The organism is Allobosea sp. NPDC003192, from assembly GCF_050275675.1.
GTDB lineage: Bacteria > Pseudomonadota > Alphaproteobacteria > Rhizobiales > Beijerinckiaceae > Allobosea.
This window is the reverse complement of the sequence record NZ_JBNNPK010000001.1, coordinates 347,166-367,853: the sequence shown is the minus strand read 5'-3', so window position 1 is coordinate 367,853 and position 20,688 is coordinate 347,166. Positions and strand designations below refer to the sequence as shown.

At 66.5% G+C, this 20,688-nt stretch carries 18 protein-coding genes; 4 read left to right on the top strand and 14 right to left on the bottom strand.

Features of this window, described 5'->3' with window-relative positions:
- Window positions 1-148: 148 nt before the first annotated feature.
- A complete protein-coding gene (locus ACQKLX_RS01670) occupies window positions 149-1,180 on the bottom strand; it encodes a Bug family tripartite tricarboxylate transporter substrate binding protein (RefSeq protein ID WP_427358908.1) in 1,032 nt (343 codons plus the stop codon).
- 85 nt (window positions 1,181-1,265) lie between these two features.
- Between ACQKLX_RS01670 and ACQKLX_RS01665 the strand changes: the two genes are divergently transcribed.
- From ACQKLX_RS01665 to ACQKLX_RS01655, 3 genes are all read left to right on the top strand, one after another.
- Window positions 1,266-1,952 carry a GntR family transcriptional regulator gene (locus ACQKLX_RS01665; protein ID WP_427358907.1) on the top strand — a complete coding sequence of 229 codons (687 nt, stop codon included), beginning with the start codon at window positions 1,266-1,268 and terminating at the stop codon, window positions 1,950-1,952.
- A 96-nt stretch (window positions 1,953-2,048) separates the two neighbouring features.
- Window positions 2,049-2,966, top strand: coding sequence for an NAD(P)-dependent oxidoreductase (locus tag ACQKLX_RS01660; RefSeq protein WP_427358906.1), 918 nt, complete (start codon window positions 2,049-2,051; stop codon window positions 2,964-2,966).
- Entirely contained in the window at window positions 2,963-4,174 is a 1,212-nt protein-coding gene (locus ACQKLX_RS01655) for an alpha/beta fold hydrolase (RefSeq protein ID WP_427358904.1), read from the top strand. Before ACQKLX_RS01660 ends, ACQKLX_RS01655 begins: the two co-directional genes overlap by 4 nt.
- A gap of 6 nt (window positions 4,175-4,180) precedes the next feature.
- On the opposite strand, the gene ACQKLX_RS01650 is transcribed toward ACQKLX_RS01655, so the two are convergent.
- The 12 genes from ACQKLX_RS01650 to ACQKLX_RS01595 all read right to left on the bottom strand — a co-directional run bounded on the left by ACQKLX_RS01650 (window position 4,181) and on the right by ACQKLX_RS01595 (window position 17,602).
- Window positions 4,181-4,972: an N-acyl homoserine lactonase family protein gene (locus ACQKLX_RS01650; protein ID WP_427358902.1), complete on the bottom strand. Its 792-nt coding sequence runs from the start codon at window positions 4,970-4,972 to the stop codon at window positions 4,181-4,183.
- A gap of 9 nt (window positions 4,973-4,981) precedes the next feature.
- The gene (locus tag ACQKLX_RS01645) at window positions 4,982-5,377 is read right to left on the bottom strand and encodes a carboxymuconolactone decarboxylase family protein (protein ID WP_427358900.1); all 396 of its coding nucleotides are present in this window, start codon (window positions 5,375-5,377) and stop codon (window positions 4,982-4,984) included.
- Window positions 5,378-5,420: 43 nt separating this feature from the next.
- Window positions 5,421-6,140, bottom strand: coding sequence for an ABC transporter ATP-binding protein (locus ACQKLX_RS01640; protein ID WP_427358898.1), 720 nt, complete (start codon window positions 6,138-6,140; stop codon window positions 5,421-5,423).
- 10 nt (window positions 6,141-6,150) lie between these two features.
- A complete protein-coding gene (locus tag ACQKLX_RS01635) occupies window positions 6,151-6,873 on the bottom strand; it encodes an ABC transporter ATP-binding protein (RefSeq protein ID WP_427358896.1) in 723 nt (240 codons plus the stop codon).
- Complete coding sequence (locus ACQKLX_RS01630; RefSeq protein ID WP_427358895.1) at window positions 6,873-7,853, bottom strand: branched-chain amino acid ABC transporter permease; 981 nt, start codon at window positions 7,851-7,853, stop codon at window positions 6,873-6,875. The genes ACQKLX_RS01635 and ACQKLX_RS01630 overlap by 1 nt, the downstream gene beginning before the upstream one ends.
- A complete protein-coding gene (locus ACQKLX_RS01625; RefSeq protein ID WP_427358894.1) occupies window positions 7,850-8,710 on the bottom strand; it encodes a branched-chain amino acid ABC transporter permease in 861 nt (286 codons plus the stop codon). Before ACQKLX_RS01625 ends, ACQKLX_RS01630 begins: the two co-directional genes overlap by 4 nt.
- A 43-nt stretch (window positions 8,711-8,753) precedes the next feature.
- Window positions 8,754-9,902, bottom strand: a complete 1,149-nt coding sequence (locus ACQKLX_RS01620) for an ABC transporter substrate-binding protein (RefSeq protein ID WP_427358892.1) — start codon at window positions 9,900-9,902, stop codon at window positions 8,754-8,756.
- A gap of 334 nt (window positions 9,903-10,236) precedes the next feature.
- A complete protein-coding gene (locus tag ACQKLX_RS01615) occupies window positions 10,237-13,626 on the bottom strand; it encodes a molybdopterin-dependent oxidoreductase (protein WP_427358890.1) in 3,390 nt (1,129 codons plus the stop codon).
- Window positions 13,627-13,727: 101 nt separating this feature from the next.
- Window positions 13,728-14,792 (bottom strand): ABC transporter ATP-binding protein, encoded by a 1,065-nt coding sequence (locus ACQKLX_RS01610; RefSeq protein ID WP_427358888.1) that lies wholly within the window; start codon window positions 14,790-14,792, stop codon window positions 13,728-13,730.
- Window positions 14,793-14,802: 10 nt separating this feature from the next.
- Window positions 14,803-15,612, bottom strand: coding sequence for an ABC transporter permease (locus tag ACQKLX_RS01605; protein WP_427358887.1), 810 nt, complete (start codon window positions 15,610-15,612; stop codon window positions 14,803-14,805).
- A gap of 17 nt (window positions 15,613-15,629) precedes the next feature.
- Window positions 15,630-16,544 carry an ABC transporter permease gene (locus ACQKLX_RS01600; RefSeq protein ID WP_427358885.1) on the bottom strand — a complete coding sequence of 305 codons (915 nt, stop codon included), beginning with the start codon at window positions 16,542-16,544 and terminating at the stop codon, window positions 15,630-15,632.
- Window positions 16,541-17,602 (bottom strand): ABC transporter substrate-binding protein, encoded by a 1,062-nt coding sequence (locus ACQKLX_RS01595; RefSeq protein ID WP_427358883.1) that lies wholly within the window; start codon window positions 17,600-17,602, stop codon window positions 16,541-16,543. The genes ACQKLX_RS01600 and ACQKLX_RS01595 overlap by 4 nt, the downstream gene beginning before the upstream one ends.
- 117 nt (window positions 17,603-17,719) lie before the next feature.
- Here ACQKLX_RS01595 and ACQKLX_RS01590 point away from each other — a divergent pair, with 117 nt between their 5' ends.
- Complete coding sequence (locus ACQKLX_RS01590; protein WP_427358881.1) at window positions 17,720-18,499, top strand: response regulator transcription factor; 780 nt, start codon at window positions 17,720-17,722, stop codon at window positions 18,497-18,499.
- On the opposite strand, the gene ACQKLX_RS01585 is transcribed toward ACQKLX_RS01590, so the two are convergent.
- Window positions 18,460-20,634 (bottom strand): response regulator, encoded by a 2,175-nt coding sequence (locus ACQKLX_RS01585; protein WP_427358879.1) that lies wholly within the window; start codon window positions 20,632-20,634, stop codon window positions 18,460-18,462. The two genes, ACQKLX_RS01590 and ACQKLX_RS01585, sit on opposite strands and share 40 nt — an antisense overlap.
- Window positions 20,635-20,688 lie beyond the last annotated feature (54 nt).

The window sequence follows — 20,688 nt, the reverse complement described above, 5'->3', positions numbered from 1 at the left end:
GGATCCATCGCCTGCACCTTGAACGGGGCGGCTCGTCGTTTCCTGTCCGTCTGGCCGATCTCGGCGAGGCGTATTGGCATTGCGCGTCAAAAGCCCCTCCGGCAACACAATCCGAAGAATGCGAACAAGCCGCACCCGTCGGAAGTGATCAGGGCTTGGCCTGTGCTTCCTTGAAGACGGTGGCCCAGCGTTCGACTTCGACCGATACCAGCGCGGCCAACGGCTTGGGGCCCCGGGCGCTTTTCGGCGGCACCGGCACTGCCAGCTCCTCGAAACGCTTCTGCACGACCGGCCCGTCGAGGCTGGCGTCGAGTGCGGCGACGAGCCGCTCGAGGATCGCCGGCGGCGTCGCCTGGGGTGCGGCGATGGCGTTCCACACCGTCATGGTGAAGTCGGGCAGGCCGGCCTCTGCGAAGGTGGGGAGGGTTGGAGCCTGAGGGATGCGCGCGCCTCCGGACACGGCCAGCGCCTTGACCGCACCGCCCTGGTCGAGCGGCAGGAGCGTGGCAGTCTGGTCGATCACGCCGTCGACGAAGCCGCCGGTGAGATCGCGGATCGCCGGGCCAGCGCCCTGATAGGGGACGATGGTCGCCTTGAACTTGGTCAGGTGCAGCAGCAGGTTCGGCGCCAAATCTGAGGTTGCGCCGTAGCCAGCGGTTCCAAATGTGACTGCGTCGCCTTGCTCCTTCATCCGCCCGAGGAAGGTTTTGAGATCCGTGACCCCGCTCTTCTTGCTTGCCGCGATGATCATGGGCACATCCGAAACGATGCCGATCGGCGCGAGGTCGGTGCGCGGATCGTAGCGCTGGTCCTTGAACAACGCCTTGCTTGCTGCCATCGGCCCCATATTGGCGAACAGGATCGTATATCCATCCGGCGTGACGCGGATGACGCGCTCGGTTCCCGTCCTGCCGCCTGCGCCGCCGACATTCTCAACGATGACGTTCTGCCCGAGCTGCTGGCCCATCGCCTCGGCGACGATGCGCGCGAGAACGTCGGTCGTGCCGCCCGGAGCAAAGGGGACGATCATGGTGATCGGCCGCGTGGGATAGGTTTGGGCCGTGCTGCTGAAGGAGGCGAGGGTCAAGCCCAGGGCGAGCAGCGGTTTGGCAAGGCGAAGCATGTTTCCTCCCAGGATCGGCAGATGGGCTCTGCTCATGGCTATGCGGGTCGTTATCATATTGCCTGCTATCAGACAATCTGTCATTGATGGCCGTGCCCATGTGCCGATTGACTGCTGATCAGACGGGCGCGAAGAGTGGTGAATGAGCACGATCGATCTCCAGATTCCCCGTCAGGCCGCGACGCTCCGCCTCCTGGTCGAGGACAGGATTCGCAGCGCCATCGCTGCCGGGCATTTCAAGCCGGGGCAACGCCTGGTCGAGCGCGAGCTCTGCGAGCAGATCGGCGTCGGGCGGACATCCGTCCGAGAAGCGTTGAGACAGCTTGAGGCGGAGGGGCTCGTCGTCACGGTTCCGCACCGTGGCCCGGAGGTGAGCTCGATCAGCCATGACGAGGCGCGCCAGCTCTATGAGCTGCGGGCGCTGCTCGAAGGTTTTGCGGGCAGGAACTTCGCAGAACATGGCAGTGACGCCGCCATCGCCGAGCTCGGACGTGCCGTCGACAGCTTTGCGACCGCCGCCCAGGGGAGCGATCGCGCGGCACTCGTTGCCGCGAAGACGCGCTTCTATGCCGTGCTGATGCAGGGCGCGGGCAATGTCTTCGTAACGCAGTCGCTGACGACGCTGCATAATCGCATCACCCTGCTGCGGGTAACGTCGATGACGCAGGGCGGCCGGCTCGCCGACAGCATCGCCGAAATCCGGGCGATTTTCGACGCCATCGTCGCCCGCGATCCAGACCGTGCCGAGGCGGCTTGCAAGCAACACATCGCCATGGCTGCGAGGGTGGCTCTTGCCGTGCTGGCACATCAGGAGACGACGCCGGCCTGAGCCCGTGCTCTCTCAGATTGACAGATTGTCTGATAATAGCGATAGGTCTCTGATCGCCGCTCGGTAGCTCTGCCGGGCGGATCGGAGGATAGCGCCATGGTTACAGCCCCGATTGTTCCGCCTGCCACGATCGCGATGATCGGCCTCGGCCAAATGGGAATGCCGATGGCGAAGCAGCTGATCGAGGCCGGCTTCGTGGTTCATGGCGCCGATCCGGCGCCAGCGGCACGTTCTGCGCTCGCTGCCGCTGGCGGCAAGGCATTCCCGGCCGCGGTCGAGGCCGCCGCCGGGGCCGCCGCGATCATCACGATGCTGCCGAATGGCCGCGTGGTGCGCGAGGTCCTGCTCGGCTCCGAGGGCATCGGCGGGGCATTGCCAGCCGGAACGCTCGTCATCGATATGAGCTCGTCGGCGCCGACCGATACGACGAGCCTTGCTGCCGAGCTGGCGCCGCTTGGCTTGCCTCTGATCGACGCGCCGGTGTCCGGCGGCGTCAAGCGCGCTGTCGACGGAACGTTGTCGATCATGGCCGGCGGGGCGCAGGCCGAGGTAGAGCGGGCGCGGCCGATCCTAGCTGCGATGGGCAAATCGATCTTCGCCACGGGACCGGTAGGCTCCGGCCACGCGATGAAGGCGCTGAACAACTACGTCTCGGCTGCCGGCCTGATCGCGGCTTGCGAGGCCCTGCTGGTCGGCCGCAGTTTTGGCCTTGCGCCGGAGGTCATCGTCGACGTGCTCAACGCCTCGACCGGCCGCAATAATTCCACCGAAGTGAAGATGAAGCCCTTCGTGATCAGCGAGGCCTTCAATTCGGGCTTCTCGCTGGCGCTGATGGCGAAGGATCTGCGCATCGCTGCCGATCTCGCCGGACATCTCGGCCTGGGCATTCCGCAGATCGCCACTGTCGCCGATATCTGGGAGAAGGCGAAGGGCGCGCTCAAGGCCGATGCGGATCACACCGAAATCTACCGCTTCCTCGCCGACATCGACGCCAATCGATCGTCGGCGGCATGAAACTCGAGGAGAGGCTTGCCGCAGCGCTGGGCGACGCGGAACTGCGTCGGCTCGGCGCGGGCCTGACGAGGACGGGGCTGCATCTGCGGGGAGCGGGTCCGGAGATCAGGCTGCGGCTGGAGGATGGTGTCGCGGCCTTCGATCCCGACGCGCCGGGTGACATCGTCATGCGGGCGGCCGCCGCCGATTGGGGACGCGTCCTCGAGACGCCGCCGCCACCGCGTTTCCAGGCCTTCACCGCGCTGGCCATCGCAAACGAGGCTTTCGTCATCGAGGGAGTGCCGGAGCGGATCGCGCAGGCGCGTGCGATACTGGAGCGTCTGTTCGAGATCGTCTGCGCATCCCCGGTCGCGTCGGCCGCGAGCATTGAACGTGACGTTCGCCAGATCGCCGGCCGCTATTGCCCGGTTCGCCTGGAGGAGGGGAGCTGCAACGTCTTCGTCGAGGAGGCCGGGCTGGGTCGCCCGCTGCTCTTCCTGCATACGGCCGGCGCCGACGGACGCCAGTTCCTCGGGCAGCTCGCCGATATCGGGCTCGCGGCGAGATATCGCATGTTTGCGCCGGACATGCCGTTCCATGGCCGGTCGCTCCCGCCCTCAGACTGGCAGGGCGAGCCTTACCGACTGACGGGCGAGCGCTATCTCAGCTGGTGCAGCGCGATCATCGAGCAGACAGTCGGCGAGAAGGTGATCGTCGCGGGTGGGTCGATGGGCGCCGCTATGGCGCTGCTGCTGGCTGCCGAGCGGCCCGACCTCGTTGCCGGTGTGGTTGCGATCGAGCCGCCGTTCCGTTCGAAAGGCCGGCGCAACCCCTTCCAGCACCATGTCGCGGTCCATGCGGGCTTGCACAACCCGGCCTTCGTGCGCGGGCTGATGAGCCCGACGAGTCCACTCGACCAGCGTCGCCGCGCGGCCTGGATCTATTCGCAAGGCGCGCCGCAGATCTACTCTGGCGATCTCGCCTTCTATAGTGACGAGTTCGACGGCGCCGCGGTCGCACCGCGGATCGATGCGTCGCGCACGCCAGTCGCGTTGCTCTGCGGCAGCTATGACTATTCCGCCACGCCCGAGGACGGCGGGAAGCTGGCGGCTCTCATTCCCGGCGCGATGCTGCGCCTCATGGACGGGCTCGGCCATTTCCCGATGTGCGAGCATCCGGACCTGTTCAGGCCGCATCTCATGGCGGCACTGGAGCATGTCGGCCGCTGACGGAGGTCACCCAAGCGGCGGCAGGTGAAGGGCGACGGTCTCGCCGTCCGAGCCTTCAAAAGCCGGATAGCTTGTCCGCACCAGCGGGTCATGGCCGGGAATCACGCGATTGTCTGAGCCGGCCAGCCGTCGCGCGAGGCGCCAGCCCTGCGCCAGGGCACCGAGATCGAAGTAGATCGGGAACGGATTCTGGCGCTCGATATTGGCGTGGAAATGCGCCGCGTCGCTGGCGAGCACGACCGGGCCGCGTGCAGTTTCGACACTGACCATCTGGAGGCCGGCGCTGTGACCGCCGACCTTGTGCAGGCTCACGCCCTCGGCAATCTCCGTGTCGCCGTCGTGGAAGACGACGCGCTCGGCATAGACCGCGCGCACCATCCGCACGACGTCCTCGACTTCGAACGGGTAGCGGATGCAGGCTTGGCACATGTGCCGCCCGGTAGCGAAGCTCATCTCCGCATCCTGGAGATGGAAGCGGGCTTGCGGGAACAGGTCGAGATTGCCGGCGTGATCGTAGTGGAGATGGGTGATCACGACATCGGCGACAGCTTCCGGCGCGACGCCGAGCTGAGCCAGCGCCGTTTCGACAGGGCGGATCAGTGTCCGTCCACGTTTGGCGCCACCTTCCGGAGTGAATCCGGTGTCGACGACGATGGTTTCGCCACCGGACCGCAGCACCCAGACGAAATAGTCCATCGGCATGGGTGCGTCGTGCGGATCCGGCGGGCGCAGGAAGTTCTCAGACGCCGCCCGTTCATGCACGGCATAGCGCAGCGCGTAGACTTCCCAGTGGCGCATCGCCGTTCCTCACTTCTCCGACGGAATCGCGCCTTCGGCCTTCAGCACCTCGTGGGCCGCCTTGAAGGCGTCGAGCCCGGCCGGGATGCCGCTATAGACCGTGGCGTGCAGCAGGATTTCCTTGATCTCGTCGACGGTCACGCCGTTGGCCAGCGCGCCCTTGACGTGGAGCTTGAGCTCCACCGGCTTGCTGAGTGCCGTCAGCATGGCGAGATTCAGCATCGAGCGGGTCTTGTGGTCGAGGCCGGGCCGGGTCCAGGCATAGCCCCAGCACCACTCGGTGGTGATGTTCTGGAAGGCCATCATGAAGTCATCGGCCTTGGCGAGGCTGCCGTCGACGTACTCGGTACCGAGCACCTTGCGGCGCACCTTCAGGCCTTTTTCGAACTGTTCGCTATGGGACATCGGTCAGCCTCTTTCGTGACATGGGGCGGGGGGATGGTGGTCGTCAGAGTCCGAGATAGGCGCTGCGGACTGCGTCGTTGCCTGAGAGCTCCGTGCTCGTGCCAGAGAGCACGACGCGGCCGGATTCGAGGACATAGCCGCGGCTCGCGACCGAGAGTGCTAGTGTGGTGTTCTGCTCGACGAGCAGGATCGCCGTGCCGGTCCTGCTGACCGTCAGGAAGGTGTCGTGCAACTCGTCGACGACCTTGGGTGCAAGTCCGTGACTCGGCTCGTCGAGCAATAGCAGGCGCGGTGACAGCATCAGCGCCCGCCCGATCGCGACCATCTGCTGCTCGCCTCCGGAGAGGGTCCCGGCCGCCTGAGACAGCCGTTCGCGCAGGCGCGGAAACATGTCGAGCACCCGCTCGCGCCGCTGCGCCAGGTCGGCGGCGTTGCGTACTGCATAGGCGCCGAGCATGACGTTCTCGTCGACGCTCATCTCGGGGAAGACGTGCCGGCCTTCCGGCACATGCGCGATGCCGAGGCCGGGGATCTGATGCGGCGCCCGGCCAACCAGCTCCCGCCCTTCGAAACGGATGCTGCCGCGCGAGGCGACAAGACCGGAGATGGTGCGCAGCAGCGTACTCTTGCCGGCCGTGTTGGCGCCGATGACGCAGACGAACTCGCCGGCATCCATGGCGAGCGAGACGCCGTGCAGGACGTCGACGCCGTCATAGCCGGCATCGAGGCTGTCGATGGCGAGGAGCGGGACGGGTGTGGTCATGCGCTGTCCCTCAAGCCGCGGAGCGGCCGAGATAGGCCTGCACGACCGCAGGATCGCGCGAGATCTCGGCTGGGGTTCCGGTCGCGATCATCTGCCCGAAATTCAGGACGACGAGCCGCTCGCAGAGCGACATGATCGCCCGCATGTGATGCTCGACCACGATCAGGGTCAGGCCCTCGGCGCGCAATTGGCGCAGTAGCGCCATGAACTCGTCCATCTCGACATGGTTGAGCGCCGCCATCGCCTCGTCGAGCAGAAGGACGCGCGGCTCGGTGCAGAGCGCCCGTGCGACCTCGACGCGGGCGCGTTCGGGGAAAGAGAGATCGCGCGCAAGCTTGCCGGCGATCGCGCTGATTCCGACGCGTTCGAGACAGCGGCGGGCGAGATCGCGCGCACCTTCGACCGAGTGCCGCATCAGACCGCCCGTCAGGACGTTGTCGAGCACCGAGGAATCGAGGAAGAGCGCGACGTTCTGGAAGGTCTTGACCATTCCGGCGGCGGCGATGCGGTGCGGCTTCAGGCCGACGAGGTCGTGTCCATCCAGCCTGATCGTGCCGCTGTCCGGCCTGTGCAGGCCGACCAGGGTCGAGAACAGAGTGGTCTTGCCGGCCCCGTTCGGGCCGATCAGGCCGACGATTTCGCCGCTGGCGATCGAGAGCGAGACATTGGACAGCGCCTGCAGGCCGCCGAATCGCTTGGAGATGCCGGATATGTCGAGCAGGGTCTCAGCCATCAGCTTTCTCCCTTGCCGAAGAGGCGCTTCAGCCTCGGGCCGATCGCCATGAATCCCCGTGGTTCGATCAGGATCACCGCGATCAGCAGCAGGCCGAAGACGAGCTGGGATAGGCCGGCGGCCTGCGCCGAGAAGATCTGGTTGGCGAACTCCTCGAGCGGGATGACGAAGAAGGCGCCGAGGATCGGGCCCGCGGCCGTGCCGATGCCGCCGACGATCGCGATCATCGCCATGCGGACCGAGACCGAGGCGACACCGAACACCGTGTCGGGGTCGAAGAAGAACTGGAACTGCGCATAGAGCGTGCCGAGGCAGGCGGTGATCATGCCGGAGATCACTGCGGCGACGATCTTGGTGCGGGTGGTGTCGACGCCGATCACCTCGGCCGCATCGGCATTCTCCTTAATCGCGCGCAGGCGATAGCCGAGGCGGCTGCGCTTGATCGTGAGGAAGATCGCGGTGACGAGCACGAGCGCGGCCAGCATCAGCCAGTAATAGGGGCGCGTCTCCTTGAACTGCAGCATGGCAAGATCGGGCGGCGCGAAGGGCACGGAGATGCCCACAGGCCCTCCTGTCAGCCCGCCCCAGCTGTTGGCGATGACGCGCATCACCTCGCCGAAGGCCAGCGTCGCCAGCGCGAAGTAGTGACCGCGCAGTCGCATGGTCGGCAGGCTGATCAGCAGGGCGGCGAGCCCGCCGAGCACCGCGCCGGCGATCATGCCGAACCAGGGCGAGAGCCCGAAATGGATCAGCAGCAGCGTCGAGGTATAGGCGCCGATTCCGAAGAAAGCGGCGTGGCCGAGCGAGACCTGGTTGGCGAGGCCGGCGACGATGTTCCAGGCCTGCGCCATCGCCGCAAAGAGCAGGGCCAGGCACAGGATGCGGATGGCGTAACCGCGCGGATCGAAGGCGAAGGGCAGGGCCACGGCAATCACGAGCAACGCGAGCAGGGCGACCAGACGGGTCGAGTATGCGTTCATCGCGCCGCTCCCAGCAGGCCCTTCGGCCGGAGCGCGAGCACCGCGATGAAGACGACGAAGAGCACGAGGTTTTGGAGCTGGATCGGGAAGGCGAGGGCCGAGAGCGACTGGATGATGCCGACCGCGAGCCCGCCGACCACCGCACCGGCGACCGAACCCAGACCGCCCAGCACCACCACCGTGAACATCAGCACGACGAACTGCGCGCCGACGGTCGGCGAGGCGGTGAGATAAGGCAGGATCACCGCGCCGCCGAAGGCTGTGAGGCCGACGCCCAGCGCGAAGGCGAGCATGTGCATGCGGTCGGCATTGATGCCCATCAGCTTCGCCGCCATCGGGTCCTGCGCTGTCGCTCGCATTGCGCGGCCGAACCAGCTCGACTTCATGAACAGGAAAAGCGCCAGCCCCGAAGCGACCGACATCGCGAAGGCGAAGAGGTAGGGGACGCTGACGAAGAGCGGGCCGAGCTGCAGGGCGGAGGACTGATAGGGCGTCGAGACCGAGCGGAAGCCGGAGCCGAACATCAGGAGCGCCGCGTTCTCGAGCACGATCAGGAGTCCGACGGTGAGGAAGATCTGCGCCACTTCCGGCGCCTTCATCACGCGCCGGATCAGCAGGCGCTGCAGCGCCGCGCCCAGCGCGAAGACGACGACGAAAGCGAGCGGCGCGGCCAGCAAGGGGTCGAGGCCGAGCCAGGCCCAGGCGAAATAGGCCACGAACATGCCGAGCATCAGGAATTCCGCCTGCGCGAAATTCACGATGCCCATTACGCCGAAGACCAGCGTCAGGCCGATCGAGATCACGGCATAGACGCCGCCGATCATCAGCCCATCGAGGATGGCCTGCACCACCGCCATGTCAGTCGTTCTCCGCTGCGCCTTGGGGTCGATCGGGCAAGCTTCAGCTCGCCCAGGTCGCCTTCGACTTGGCGACGTCAGAGGGCCAGACGGTCACCAGCTCCTTGTTGCGCCATTGCACCATCACCGGCACCGAGAGGGTGTTGAGCCCGGTCTTGTCGAACTGGACGGCGCCGCCCGTCATCGCCTTGGTCCAGCCGCCCTCGAAGCGGGCGCCGTGCAGGGCCTTGCGCAAATCGTCGGGCTTGGTCGACTTCGCCTGCTCCAGCGCCTGGGCCAGCACATCCATGCAGACCGCGTGCTCCAGCGCCTCGTGGACCATGAAATAGCCGTAGCGCTTGCGGAAGCGCTCGGTCAGTTCCGGCGCGAGGTCGTAATTGGCCGGAGCGATCGAGAGCACGCCCTCCGAGAACTCGCCGAGTCCCTTCTCGAAATCGGGGATGACGTAGCCGGCGGCTCCGCCGATCGCCGGGATGGCGATCTTCTGCTGGCGCATCGCGCGAATGATCTGCAGGGAGTCGTTGAGATAGGAAACCGGGAAGACGGCCTGCGCGCCGGAGGCCCGGAGCTTGTTGATCAGCGGCGTGACGTCGGTGATGCCGAGCGGATAGGCTTCGTCCATCACGATCTGCACGCCGGCCCCCTTGGCGCCGCCGCGCAGGCCGGCAGCCTGCGAGGTGCCGTAGGCAGTGTCTTCGTACATGATCGCGATCTTCTCGAGCTTCTGCCCGGCAGCCGCTGCAATCGCGACCGTGCCGTCGAACTGAGCCTTGCCGAGCGCGGACGCCTTGGCGACGACCTGGAAGATGTTCTCGAAACCCCGGCCGGTGATCTGGTCGGAGAAGGACATGGTCAGGAGCGGCACGCCCCGGCGCTCCGTCACCTCCGAGATCGCGATGGTGAGCGAGGAGGCAAAGGCGCCCAGGATCGCGACGACGTCGTTCTGCGTGAGCAGTCGCTGGGCCACATTGGCGGCGGTGGTCGGGGTAGAGGTCGAATCGGCGACGACGAGATTGATCCGCGCCCCGCCGAGCGACTTGATGCCGCCGGCCGCGTTGATCTCGTCGGCGACGAGCTCGATGCCGTTGCGGGAATTGATGCCGAACTGCGCGTTCGCGCCCGAAAGCGGCATGATCACGCCGACATTGATCGCCTTGCCCTGGGCCGCCGCATCGCGCAGCACGAAAGGCATCGCTACGCTGGCGGTTGAAAGTTTGAGAAGCCGCCGCCGTGTCAGGCTGCTTGTGCCGCTTGTCCGGTTCACCACCCACCTCCCTGAAGTCCGGTCGCGCATTCGCTGCGCTTGCACAGGAGCCCGTGGGGCAGCTGCGCGGTGCAACCTGCCTGCCAGCAGTCTGACTGTCAATATCATTGACAGATTGTCTGACAATTAAGTCAGGCGCATGTCGCATATCCATCCGGACGAGATATCGCCGCCGGGAGAGAATGAACCAGGGGCTCCAGCGGTTTGGCTGGCGCAGTGCGCCGCACAGACAGCGACAGCCAATCGGCCGCGGCCCGCCGTCTCAGGCTGAGATGACGAGATCGGACAAGGGAACTGCCTGGCAGGTCAGGCACTGATCGGGTTCGCCATCGAACGGGGCGAGATGGGCGAAGTTCCCGTCGACGACCCGCACCACGCAGCTTTCGCATTGCCCGACGCGGCAGCCGCTCGGCAGCGACAGGCCTTCGGCGAGGCCGGCGTCGAGGATCGATCCGGCTGCCGGCGTCCATTCGAAGGCCTGCTGCGTGCCGGCAAGGGTGATCCTGCGCGGCTGCAACTCTTTGGGAATCTCGGCTGCAGCGGCAAAGGCTTCGGCGAAGATGTCGAAGCGGGCTATGCCGAGGCGGACGAGTTCCTCCGTCATCGAGGCAGTAAAGCCCGGCGAGCCGCAGAGATAGGCGAGCGGCCGCTGCGACAGCACACCGGCTATTACGGAGAGATCGAGGCGGCCTACCTGATCGAATCGGCCGGTCTGTCGGTCTGTCGCGCTCGGCTGCGAATAGGCCGTGATCCGCTGCAGCGACGGGATCGCGCCGGCGAGCTCGTTCAGACGAGCCGAGAACGGATGTTCGGTGCCATTGCGGCAGCCATGCAGCAGATGGATAGGATGCGCCGGCTGTGGCCGTGTCCGGGCGATGGTCTCAAGATAGCCGGCAAAGGGCGTGATGCCGATGCCGTTGGCGAGCAGAATGACCGGCCGTTCGCTCCGGACGGGGATCGTGAAGCTGCCTGCCGGTGCTTCCAGCAGGACCTCGTCGCCAATGCGCAGGTTCTGGACCTCGCGCGACAACGAGACCGCCGCAGCGGGGCGCGGCGTCGATTCATCCCAGCGCACAGCAACCGAAAGCTTTCCCGGTGTGCTCGACGGACCGGTCAGCGAATAGGCCCGGGCAGCCATCCCGTGCGGCAAACGCAGGATGACGTGCTGTCCAGGCAAGAAATCCGGCAGGTCCGTGCCGTCGCTGGGACGCAGCGACAAGGCGACGGTGGCAAGAGCGATCGGCTGCGTCGCGATTACGCGGAAATTCCGCCTTCCCGACCAGTTCCCCCGGTTGGCTTCGGGTAGAGCTTCGATGTCGCAGGTCACTGCACGCAACGGCACCGAGCCGCTGACCGGATCGCGCTGCTCGTCGGAGAGGATGGCGTTGACGTTGCTGGTGTCGCGGCCGTCGACTGCTCCGCCGCTGCGCCCGAGCGGCTCGCAGGCCTCCCACCAGCCGAACTCGGCGACGACCGTGCGCTCGTCCAGAGCGGCATTGATGCGCACGCGCAGCCGGGCGGTGCCGGTTCTCGTGCGCAGTCGCGCCCAGTCTCCGGCGGCGAGCCCGCGTGCAGCAGCCAGGGCAGGGCCGATCTCCAGCGAAGGATCGGGCGCCTTGCGGCGTAGCGAGGCGATATGGCGATGCGAGGTATGGACGAAGACGCCGCTCTTGGCCGTCGTCAGCACCAGCGGCAAGGCCCCGGGTGAGGCCGGCCCGTCACCGGGCTCGACGAAACCGGGCAGCGGATCATAGCCGTGCTCGTGCAGGCGGGCGGAATAGAGCTCGACGCGCCGGGTCGGTGTCTGGAAGCCGCGTATCGTGCCGTCTTCCGTGGCCGTGGCGAACTTCCGATAGGAAAATGGCTGGGCGAACCGCATGCCGTCGGGCCGATCGCGGAGATCGTCCACGCAGATGCCGAGCGGCGCGAGCTGGTGGTTCCAGCCGGCGACGATGTCGCCGCCGAAGAGGCTGTCGCCCAGCCCCATGCGGGTGGCGAGCGCCATGACGATGTCGTAGTCGGCACGGCACTCGCCGAGCGTCGGCAGCATCTTGCGCCGGAACTCGACGGTCTCGACCGCTTCCTGCGTGATCTCGAAGCCGATGCGCAGCGCATCGCGCTCCCAGGGCATGCTGACCGGCAGGACGATATCGGCGCACTCCGCCGTCGGATTCATGAACATGTCGGCATGGACATGAAATTCGAGGGCGCGCAGCGCCGCGAGATTGCGATTGGTATCGATCTGCGAGACGGCGAAATTGGTGCCGAAGCTCATCAGCGCGCGGACGCGATAAGGCTGCTGCTCCAGCACGGCACGGGCGAAGTCGCGGGCCGTGATCCAGCCATGGGCCGGCGGGCCGAGCGGCAGCTCGGCGAGACCCAGCGCCTTCTCCCTCTGTCCCGGCGACAGCAGGGAGATATCGTTGATCGCATTGGCAGGTGGCGGCACCGTCCAGATGTTGCCGCCTTCGCGATCACAGGAACCGACCAGGGCCGACAGGGTTGCGATCGCCCGCTCGGTCATCGTGGCGTTGGTGTGCTGTCCGACGCCCGTCCAGCTGTAATAAGCGAGGCGCGGCGCTCGCAGCAGGAGGTCGTAGAATGCGGCGATTTTGTCCCGATCGATCCAGGTCAGCTCTGCCACCTTCGCCAGCGGATAGTCCCGTGCCCGCTCGGACAGCAAGGTGAAGGCCGTCGCCACCGTCAGGCTTCGGCCGCTCCTGGCCCGCAGGTTCAGGCGGCCGTGGAGCTGGACCGAGGCTGCATCCGGCAAGGCCTGGCCGATGTCGTAGGGCGCGACGCCGCCATCGGAACGCAGGACGAGGAAACTGTCCGAAGGCGCGCCGTCGATGATCTCGGTAGCCTTGACGAAGGCGCCGGTAGCTTCGTCGACGAGGAGAGGCGCATTGGTCCAGTTGCGGACGAAGGCGTCGTCGTAGCCGCGCGTCTCGATCAGATGGTGGATCGCGCCCATCGCCAGAGCCGCGTCGGCACCAGGCCTTATGCGCAGCCACAGGTCCGCCTGCTGGCCGGAGCCTTCTGGCTTCGGGTCGACCACCACGACCTTGGCGCCGCGCCGCCGCGCCTCGGCGACGCGGCTGGCCTGGGCCAGCCAGGTCCGCGCCGGATTGTGTCCCCAGAGCAGGATCAGCTCGGCATTGTCGTAGTCGGGTACGCCGAGGCCGCGACCGAAGGTCAGGGCGTGGGCGTAGTCCTTGTGCCAGCCGCAGACCTCGACGGCATAGATCAGGTTCGGGCTGCCGAAGCAGCGGATGAAGCGCTCGACCCAGTCATAGCTGTCGACGATCGGCGTGCCGCTGAAGGTGGTCTGCGCGAAGGCCACGCTTTCCGCCCCCGATTCCGCGCGGATGGCGAGCAGCTTTTCGGCAATCTCGTCGAGCGCCTCGTCCCAGCTGATTTCCCGCCAGCGCGGCGGCCCGCCATCCTTCGGGCCGATGCGTCGCAGGGGCCGTGTCAGGCGCTTCGGGCTGTGCACCATTTCGGGTGCGGCACGGCCCTTGGCGCAGAGGGCGCCGCCGGTCGGATGGCCCGGGCGTGGCTCGACGCCGATCATCCGCCCGTTTTCGACCAGGGTGATCGAGCCGCAGCGCGAGCGGCAGAGCGTGCAATAGCCCGGATGTCTTTCGACCATGATCCGCACGCCTCCCTCGGGATCAGCGCATGCGCAGTCCCTCGCCGGACCACGGGGCCGGCCGTTCGTTTCCGATGAGATGCTTCCGCGCCTTGCTGTCGTCAGAACAGCATCGTCGCGCCGCTCGGCCAGGAGGCGATGACGGCATCGCCTGGCCTGGGTTCCTCGTTCTGCGTCAGTTCGCCGTTCTGGCGGTGCACGATCAGCGGCATGCCGGATGCCGTCCTGACGACCAATTCCGTCAGGGCGCCCCTGTAGACGATGTCCTCGACGGTCACGGGCAGGCGGATGGCATCGGCGCCATCCTGCGTTCCGGCACGGCTGAGCATGATCTGCTCCGGCCGGACGGCAAAGGCCGATACCCCGTCCCACCGCGGCCCTGCCGGAACGACGAAGCTCTCGCCCCCGGCGGCCCTGAAGCGTCCGCCGGGTTCGACGGCGCCGGCAAAGATGTTGGTCAGGCCGATGAACTCGGCGACGAAGCGGCTGGCCGGGCGCTGGTAGATCTCGCGCGGCGTGCCGACCTGCTCGACCTTGCCGGCCGACATCACCACGATCCGGTCGGCGACGCTGAGCGCCTCGTCCTGGTCATGGGTCACGAAGATCGTCGTCAGGCCGAGCTTGGACTGCAAGCGCCTGAGATCGGCCCTGACCTCGTGGCGGAGCTTGGCATCGAGCGCCGACAAGGGTTCGTCGAGCAGCAGCACGTCCGGCTCGTAGACGATGGCCCTGGCGAGGGCGACGCGTTGCTGCTGGCCGCCGGAGAGCTGCTTGGGCAGGCGCTCGGCCAGATGGTCGAGCTTGACGAGCGCGAGCGCCTCGATGACGCGGCGCTGCGCGTCGGCGCCACCGACCTTGCGCATCTCCAGTCCGAAGGCGACGTTCTCAGCCACGGTCATGTGCGGGAAAAGCGCGTAGCCCTGGAACACCAGTCCGGCATTGCGCAGATAGGGTGGCAGATCAGTGACCTCGCGCGCGCCGAAGCAGATGCTGCCTTCGCTCGCCAATGTCAGCCCCGCGATCATGCGCAGCGTCGTCGTCTTGCCGCAGCCGGACGGGCCGAGAAAGGCGACGAACTCGCCCTGGCCGATATCCAGCGACACCCGGTCGACCGTCGTCAGTGTGCCATAGCGTTTGGTGACGTCCTTGAGAGAAATCTGTGACATCGGGAGCCTTTCAGAAGGCGCGTGCGAGCTTGAAATAGCGGTCGGTGACGATCAGCCCGGCGGCGATCAGCGCGATCTGGACGGTCGCGACCGCGGCAATCGTCGGATCGACGCTCCACTCGAGGTAGTTGACGATGACGATCGGCAGCGTGGTCGTGCCCGGGCCGACGAGGAAGAGCGATTTCTCCAGATCGACGAAGGATACGACGAAGGAGAACAGCGCGCCGGCGACGACGCCCGGACGGATCACCGGCCAGGTCACACGAAAGAAGGCGGTGAGCGGACGCGCGCCCATGGTCAGCGCCGCCTCGCGCAGTTGCGGGTCGACGCCGAGCAGCGAGGCAGTGACCAGTCGTACCGTCCAGGGCAGGGCGATCAGACTGTGCGCGACGGCGAGGCCGGTGAAGGTCATCGCGACCTGGATGCCGGTGTTCACCTCGATCTCGATCAGAAACATGTAGAAGGCGGCGCCTGCGACGATGCCAGGGACGATCAGCGGCGCCATCAGCAGCGACTGGATCGCCTCGCGGCCGGGAAAGCGGCCGCGGGCGAGGACGACGGAGGCCGGCACGCCGACCAGCAGGCTGATCCCGGTGGCGACGATCGCGAGTTGCAGGCTGGTCAGGAAACCGTCGCGGAAGCGCGGCATCTCCCAGGCGGCCTTGTACCAGTCGAGCGTATAGCCGGTCGGCGGGAAGCTGATGATCTTGTTGGCGAAGAAGCTGACCCAGACGATCGCGGCGAGCGGCGCCAAGACCATGACGAAGGCCAGGACGCAGCTGCCGATCATCATCGGTCTGAACGAGCGTGTCGGTGTCATGCTGGAAGCTCGCATGGTCAGACCGCTCCGTAGCGCTTTTGCAGCGTGATGCTGGAGAGCACGGTCAGCGCGAAGGTCACGCCCATCAGGACGAAGGCGAGGCTGGCGGCGAAGGGCCAGTTGTTGATCTTGATCGCCTGCTCGTAGACCTTGGGCGCCATCATCTGGAAGGAGGGGCCGCCGATCAGTACCGGCGTAGCATAGGCGTTGACCGCGAGGACGAAGCACAGCAGGCAGCCGGAGAAGATGCCCGGCATCGCCAGCGGCAGCGTCACCCGGAAGAAGGTCGTCCAGGGCCGCGCGCCCATGGTCAGCGCCGCCTCCTCGTAGACCTCGCCGATCCCCTCGAAGACGCTCTGCAGCGAGATGATCATGAAGGGCAGGAGCACGGCGATCAGCCCGATCACGACAGCCGTGCCCGTGTAGAGGATGCGGACCGGCTCGCTGATCACGCCGCTGAAGATCAGCGCCGAGTTCACCAGCCCCTTGTCGGCGAGCAGCACCATCCAGCCTGCGGCACGCACGGCGTTGCCCATCAGCAGCGGGATCACCGTCGCCAGGATCAGTGCGGTCTTCAGACCGCGATGGGAGATGCGGCTGATGATGTAGGCCGCGGGCACGCCGAGCAGCAGGCAGATCGCCGTACAGCTCAGCGCGACCGTCAGCGTCCGGGCCAAAATCCGGAGATAGAAGGGATCGCCGAAGAACTTGACGAAATTCTCAAGCGTCCAGCCGGTGAATTCGGTCGCCGTCGGCTCGAAATGGGCCAGGCTGTAGCGAGCCATCAGGAACAGTGGGAGCACAAGACCGGCGAGCACCAGCGCCAGGCTCGGCGCCAGCAGCAAGCGCGCATCCGAGCGCCGGGTCGTGCGGTGCGCCCGACCCGGTCCGCGGGCCTCGACAGTGCCGTCGACTGCGGAGAGGGCGGTCAAGCCTTGAATTCCTTGTTCCACCATTCGACCCATTTCGGGTCGCTCTTCGCCGCATAGGGGTAGTCGACGAAGTTGAGCTTCGCGATCTGCTCGGGCGTGAACTCGAGCCGCCTGCGGTCTTCGGCCGGCAGTTCGGCATTGGTGGTGACGACCGAATACGAGGTTGCCTGCGAGATCGCGCCCATGGGCTTGGGCTGAAGCATCGCTTCCAGATAGGCATAGGCCGCCTCGGGATTGCGCGCCTTCTTCGCGATACCCGCGCCGAAGGAGATGAAGATCGCGCCTTCCTTCGGATAGGACCAGCGGATCGGCAGCTTTTCCGCCTCCCACTGCACGGCGCGGGCGCTGTAATTGGCCGAGATCCAGATCTCCTCGGACTGGAAGGCGGCAGCAAGCGCCTGATGCGATGGATACAGGCGCGGCTGCACGGCCTTCTTCAGGTCGAGCAGCGCCGGGAACGCCTTGCCGACATCGCTCATCGTGCCGCCATGGGTGAGCGAGGCGGCGTAGATGTAGTTGAAGTGGAGCTGGTCCATGATGCCGACGCGGCCGGCGTATTTCGGATTCCACAGATCGGCGAAGCTGGTCGGCGGCTCCGGGATCTTGGCGGGATTATAGAGGATGACCACGCCGCCATAGATGCAGGGCACCAGATAGGGCAGCCTGAGTTTCTCGACGATGGTCTTGCTGCTCGGGATGCGGGACGTGTCGAGCGTCTCCAGCGCGCCCTGCGCGTTCATCTCATAGGCATCGGCGTCACTGAGCCAGGTCACATCGACACTACCGCGCGGCAGGCGGCGCTCGGCGAGAAGTTTCGCCTTGCGCTCCGGCACCGGAGCGAGGTCGTGGATGATCCGAACCTGCGAGGCACCGAACGCAGGAGTCTCGAACCCCTTGACGATGCGGTCGTTCCAGTCGCCGCCCCAGTTCGAGACGACGAGCTCACCGCTTTGCGCCCGCCCCGAGTCTGGAAGAAGCGAGGCGGCGCCCAGCGCCGTGCCTCCGGCGAGAAGTTGCCGCCGGTTCAGCCGGCGCTGCGAAGCAGTCAGATCTGTCACGGTCATTCCCCTTGATGTGCCGATCGGCTCTTGACGGCGATCGTCCGGGCCGTGTGCGGGCCCAGAAAGCAGGTTAAGCCGGGAACGCTTCCGGGATGTGTTGCAAATGTTTCAACAATGTTTCAGGAATTGAGTCATCGAGGACACGCCCGACCAGGGAGCTCCGTCATCAAGAAGCTGCTCCTCATCGAGGACGACGATACCTTCGCGATCCTGCTCGCCGCCTATTTCAGGACGGCCGGCTATGCGATCGAGCGCGTTGCCTCGGCCAATGCCGGCCTGCGCAAGCTCGAGAGGGAGGCTTGGGACGCGATCATCGTCGACCTGACGTTGCCCGACGAGGACGGGATCGTGCTGACCCGCATGTTGCGCGCCCGTTCCACGGTCCCGATCATCGTCTCGACTGGGCGCAGCGGCCGCGAGGACCGGCTGGCGGCCCTCGAAATCGGGGCTGACGATTTCGTCACCAAGCCGTTCGAGCCACGCGAGCTCGTGCTGCGGCTGAACAACATCCTGCGCCGGAGCGGGCGGCCGGCCCGCAGCAGTGGAGCGCGTCTGCCTTGCGCAGGCGGCGAGCTTGATCTGGCGGGTCAGGTGCTTCTCTCGCCCTCCGGCGATGGTCTGGACCTTGGAGCGTCGGAGTTCGCGCTGCTCAAGTTTCTGGCCCGGAACCTCGACCGCGTCGTGACCCGCGCCCAGATCATCGACGCCGTGGCCGATGGCGAGCCGCCCGAGTCGGAGCGGGCGATCGACGTCCGGATCTCACGTCTGCGCCGCAGGATGGCAAAGCTCGGCCTGGACGCCTCCCTGCTCAAAACAGTCCATGGCAGTGGCTACAAGCTGGCCTCGCCGCGCCGTCAGCCCGAAGGAGCGGTGAGCTCAAGGTCCAGCGCGTAGAGCTCCATCTGGGCCATGGCCTTGTCGAGACAGGCCCGCAACGCCGCGAGCTGTTGCTGACCCATGAGATGAGCGTCGTGCTCGTTGCGCCGCGAGGTGCGGGCCGACAATTCGTCGAGTCCGAGCAGGCCGGCGATGGCATGCACCTTGTGCAGCAGTCCTCCGAGGCTCCCATCCGCGCCCGCGTCGATGGCTGCGGAGGTTTGTTTGAACGCCGCGATGCCGGCGGCTACGATCGAGGCGACGCTCTCGCGACCGATATCAGCCACCATGCGATCAAGTGGCGTCCGGTCGAAGGCGCGGACTGCCTCTGCCCGTGGGAAACGGATGCGGTCTTCCGGTAGCAGCACGCCGGCGCCGGTCAGGTCCTTGCGCGCGGCGGCGAGGGTTTCGCCCAGTTCCTCCAGGTCGACCGGCTTCTCGACGAAACCGGTGAAGCCGGCGGCCAGATAGGTCTTGATATCTTGCGGCATCACATTGCCGGTCATGGCGATCACGGCGAGCGCAGGTTCCCCCAGGGCCTCCTCGGCGATCCGTCGGGCGACCTCGATTCCGGACATGCCCGGCATCGAGATGTCGAGAAGGACAGCATGAAAGCTGCCGTCTCGCAGGCAACGGAGCGCTTCACGACCGTCGCGGGCCGTCGCGACGCGGTGACCCAGGCGCCTCAGCAATGCATCGGCGACGACGAGATTGGCCTGTTCATCATCGACCACGAGGATGTCGAGCGTCGGCCCTGAATTGATGACTGGCCGTGTCGGCGCCGCCCCCGACGGCAAGTGCAGGTCCGCGTCGGATCTGAGCGGGATATCGATCCAGGCGCGCGTGCCGCGCTGCGGACCCGGTTCCAGCCCGATGCGCGCGCCGATCGCCTGTGCCAGCTCCTCACTGATCGTCAGGCCGAGCCCGAGCCCTTCGATACCCGCGGCCACATGCCCCCGCTGTCGGGCATAGGGCGAGAACATCTGCGCCTTGAACTCAGGGGGAATGCCGGAGCCGGAGTCGCTGATGGCGATCCGCAGCATCGCCTCGGTCTCCCGATGAACCGAGCAGGCGATCGAGATCGTGCCGGAGGCGGTGTATTTGACCGCATTGCCGAGCAGGTTGAACAGGATTTGCCGCAAGCGCCTGGGGTCCGTCAGGATATGGTCCGGAAGGTCCGTCCCGATCCGCGACCGGATGGCGAGCCCCTTCTGGTCCGCCATCGCGCGGGCGATGTTGATCATCTCCAGCATCATCGGGCGGCATTCGACGCTCTCCCAACGAATGTCGATGCGCCCCGACTTGACCCTGGCCACGTCGAGGATGTCGTTGAGCACGTCGCGGGTGGCGCGGGCTGCTCCGAACAGGCTCTCGATCATCGTCTTGTGGCGTTTCGATAGAGGCTCGCCGGCGAGCAGCTGGGCGATGCCGAAGACGACGTTCAGCGGGTTGCGCAGCTCGTGACCGACCTTGGCGATGAATTCGGTCCTGGCCGCCATCTCGGCCTCGGCCTGTGCCCGGGCGGCTCGCAAGTCGCGCTCGCGCTCCTTGAGCACGGTGATGTCGGCGCGGATGCTCGTCGTGCCGCCGGAGGCAGTGCGGCGCTCGCTCACCTGGATCCAGCGCCCATCGGCAAGATGCTGCTCGAAGAAGCCGATCCCGGCCTGATGGAAGGAGATTCGGCGCTGCGCCCAGGTCGTGCGGTCTTCCTCGATCTGGAAGACGCCGCGTTTCAGGCTTTCGTGGACGATGTCGGGGAAGCGAACGCCGGGCGTCATCATGTCCGCGACGGCTGGATAGAGCCGTCGGTACTGTTCGTTGCAGATGACCATCCTGTCCTGCTCGTCATAGAGCACGAAGGCTTCCGGCAGCGCTTCGATCCCCTCGATGAGAGTGTTCGCCAGCGCCGGTTGGGCCTCGGCGGCGGCCTCTGCGGGCAGCAGGGCGCCGCTCGCGATGTCGCCGGTTCTGAAGCCGACGATGCTCGACCCCAGCAGCTCGGGGTGCTGCGGCCAGGCTACGATCGTGCCGGCCAGGCCGGCTGTCTCCGGCAGCAGCCCGTCGATCGCCTCGCCGAGGGTGCAGGTGGCGCCGTCATCCACCGTAATCGTCGGATTCCCGTAGCGGCCGTGCCGAGCGGCCGGCGGCGCCAAGTCGGTCTGTCCGGGGGGCGACCATGCAATCCGCCCTGAGCTCTTGGACCAATG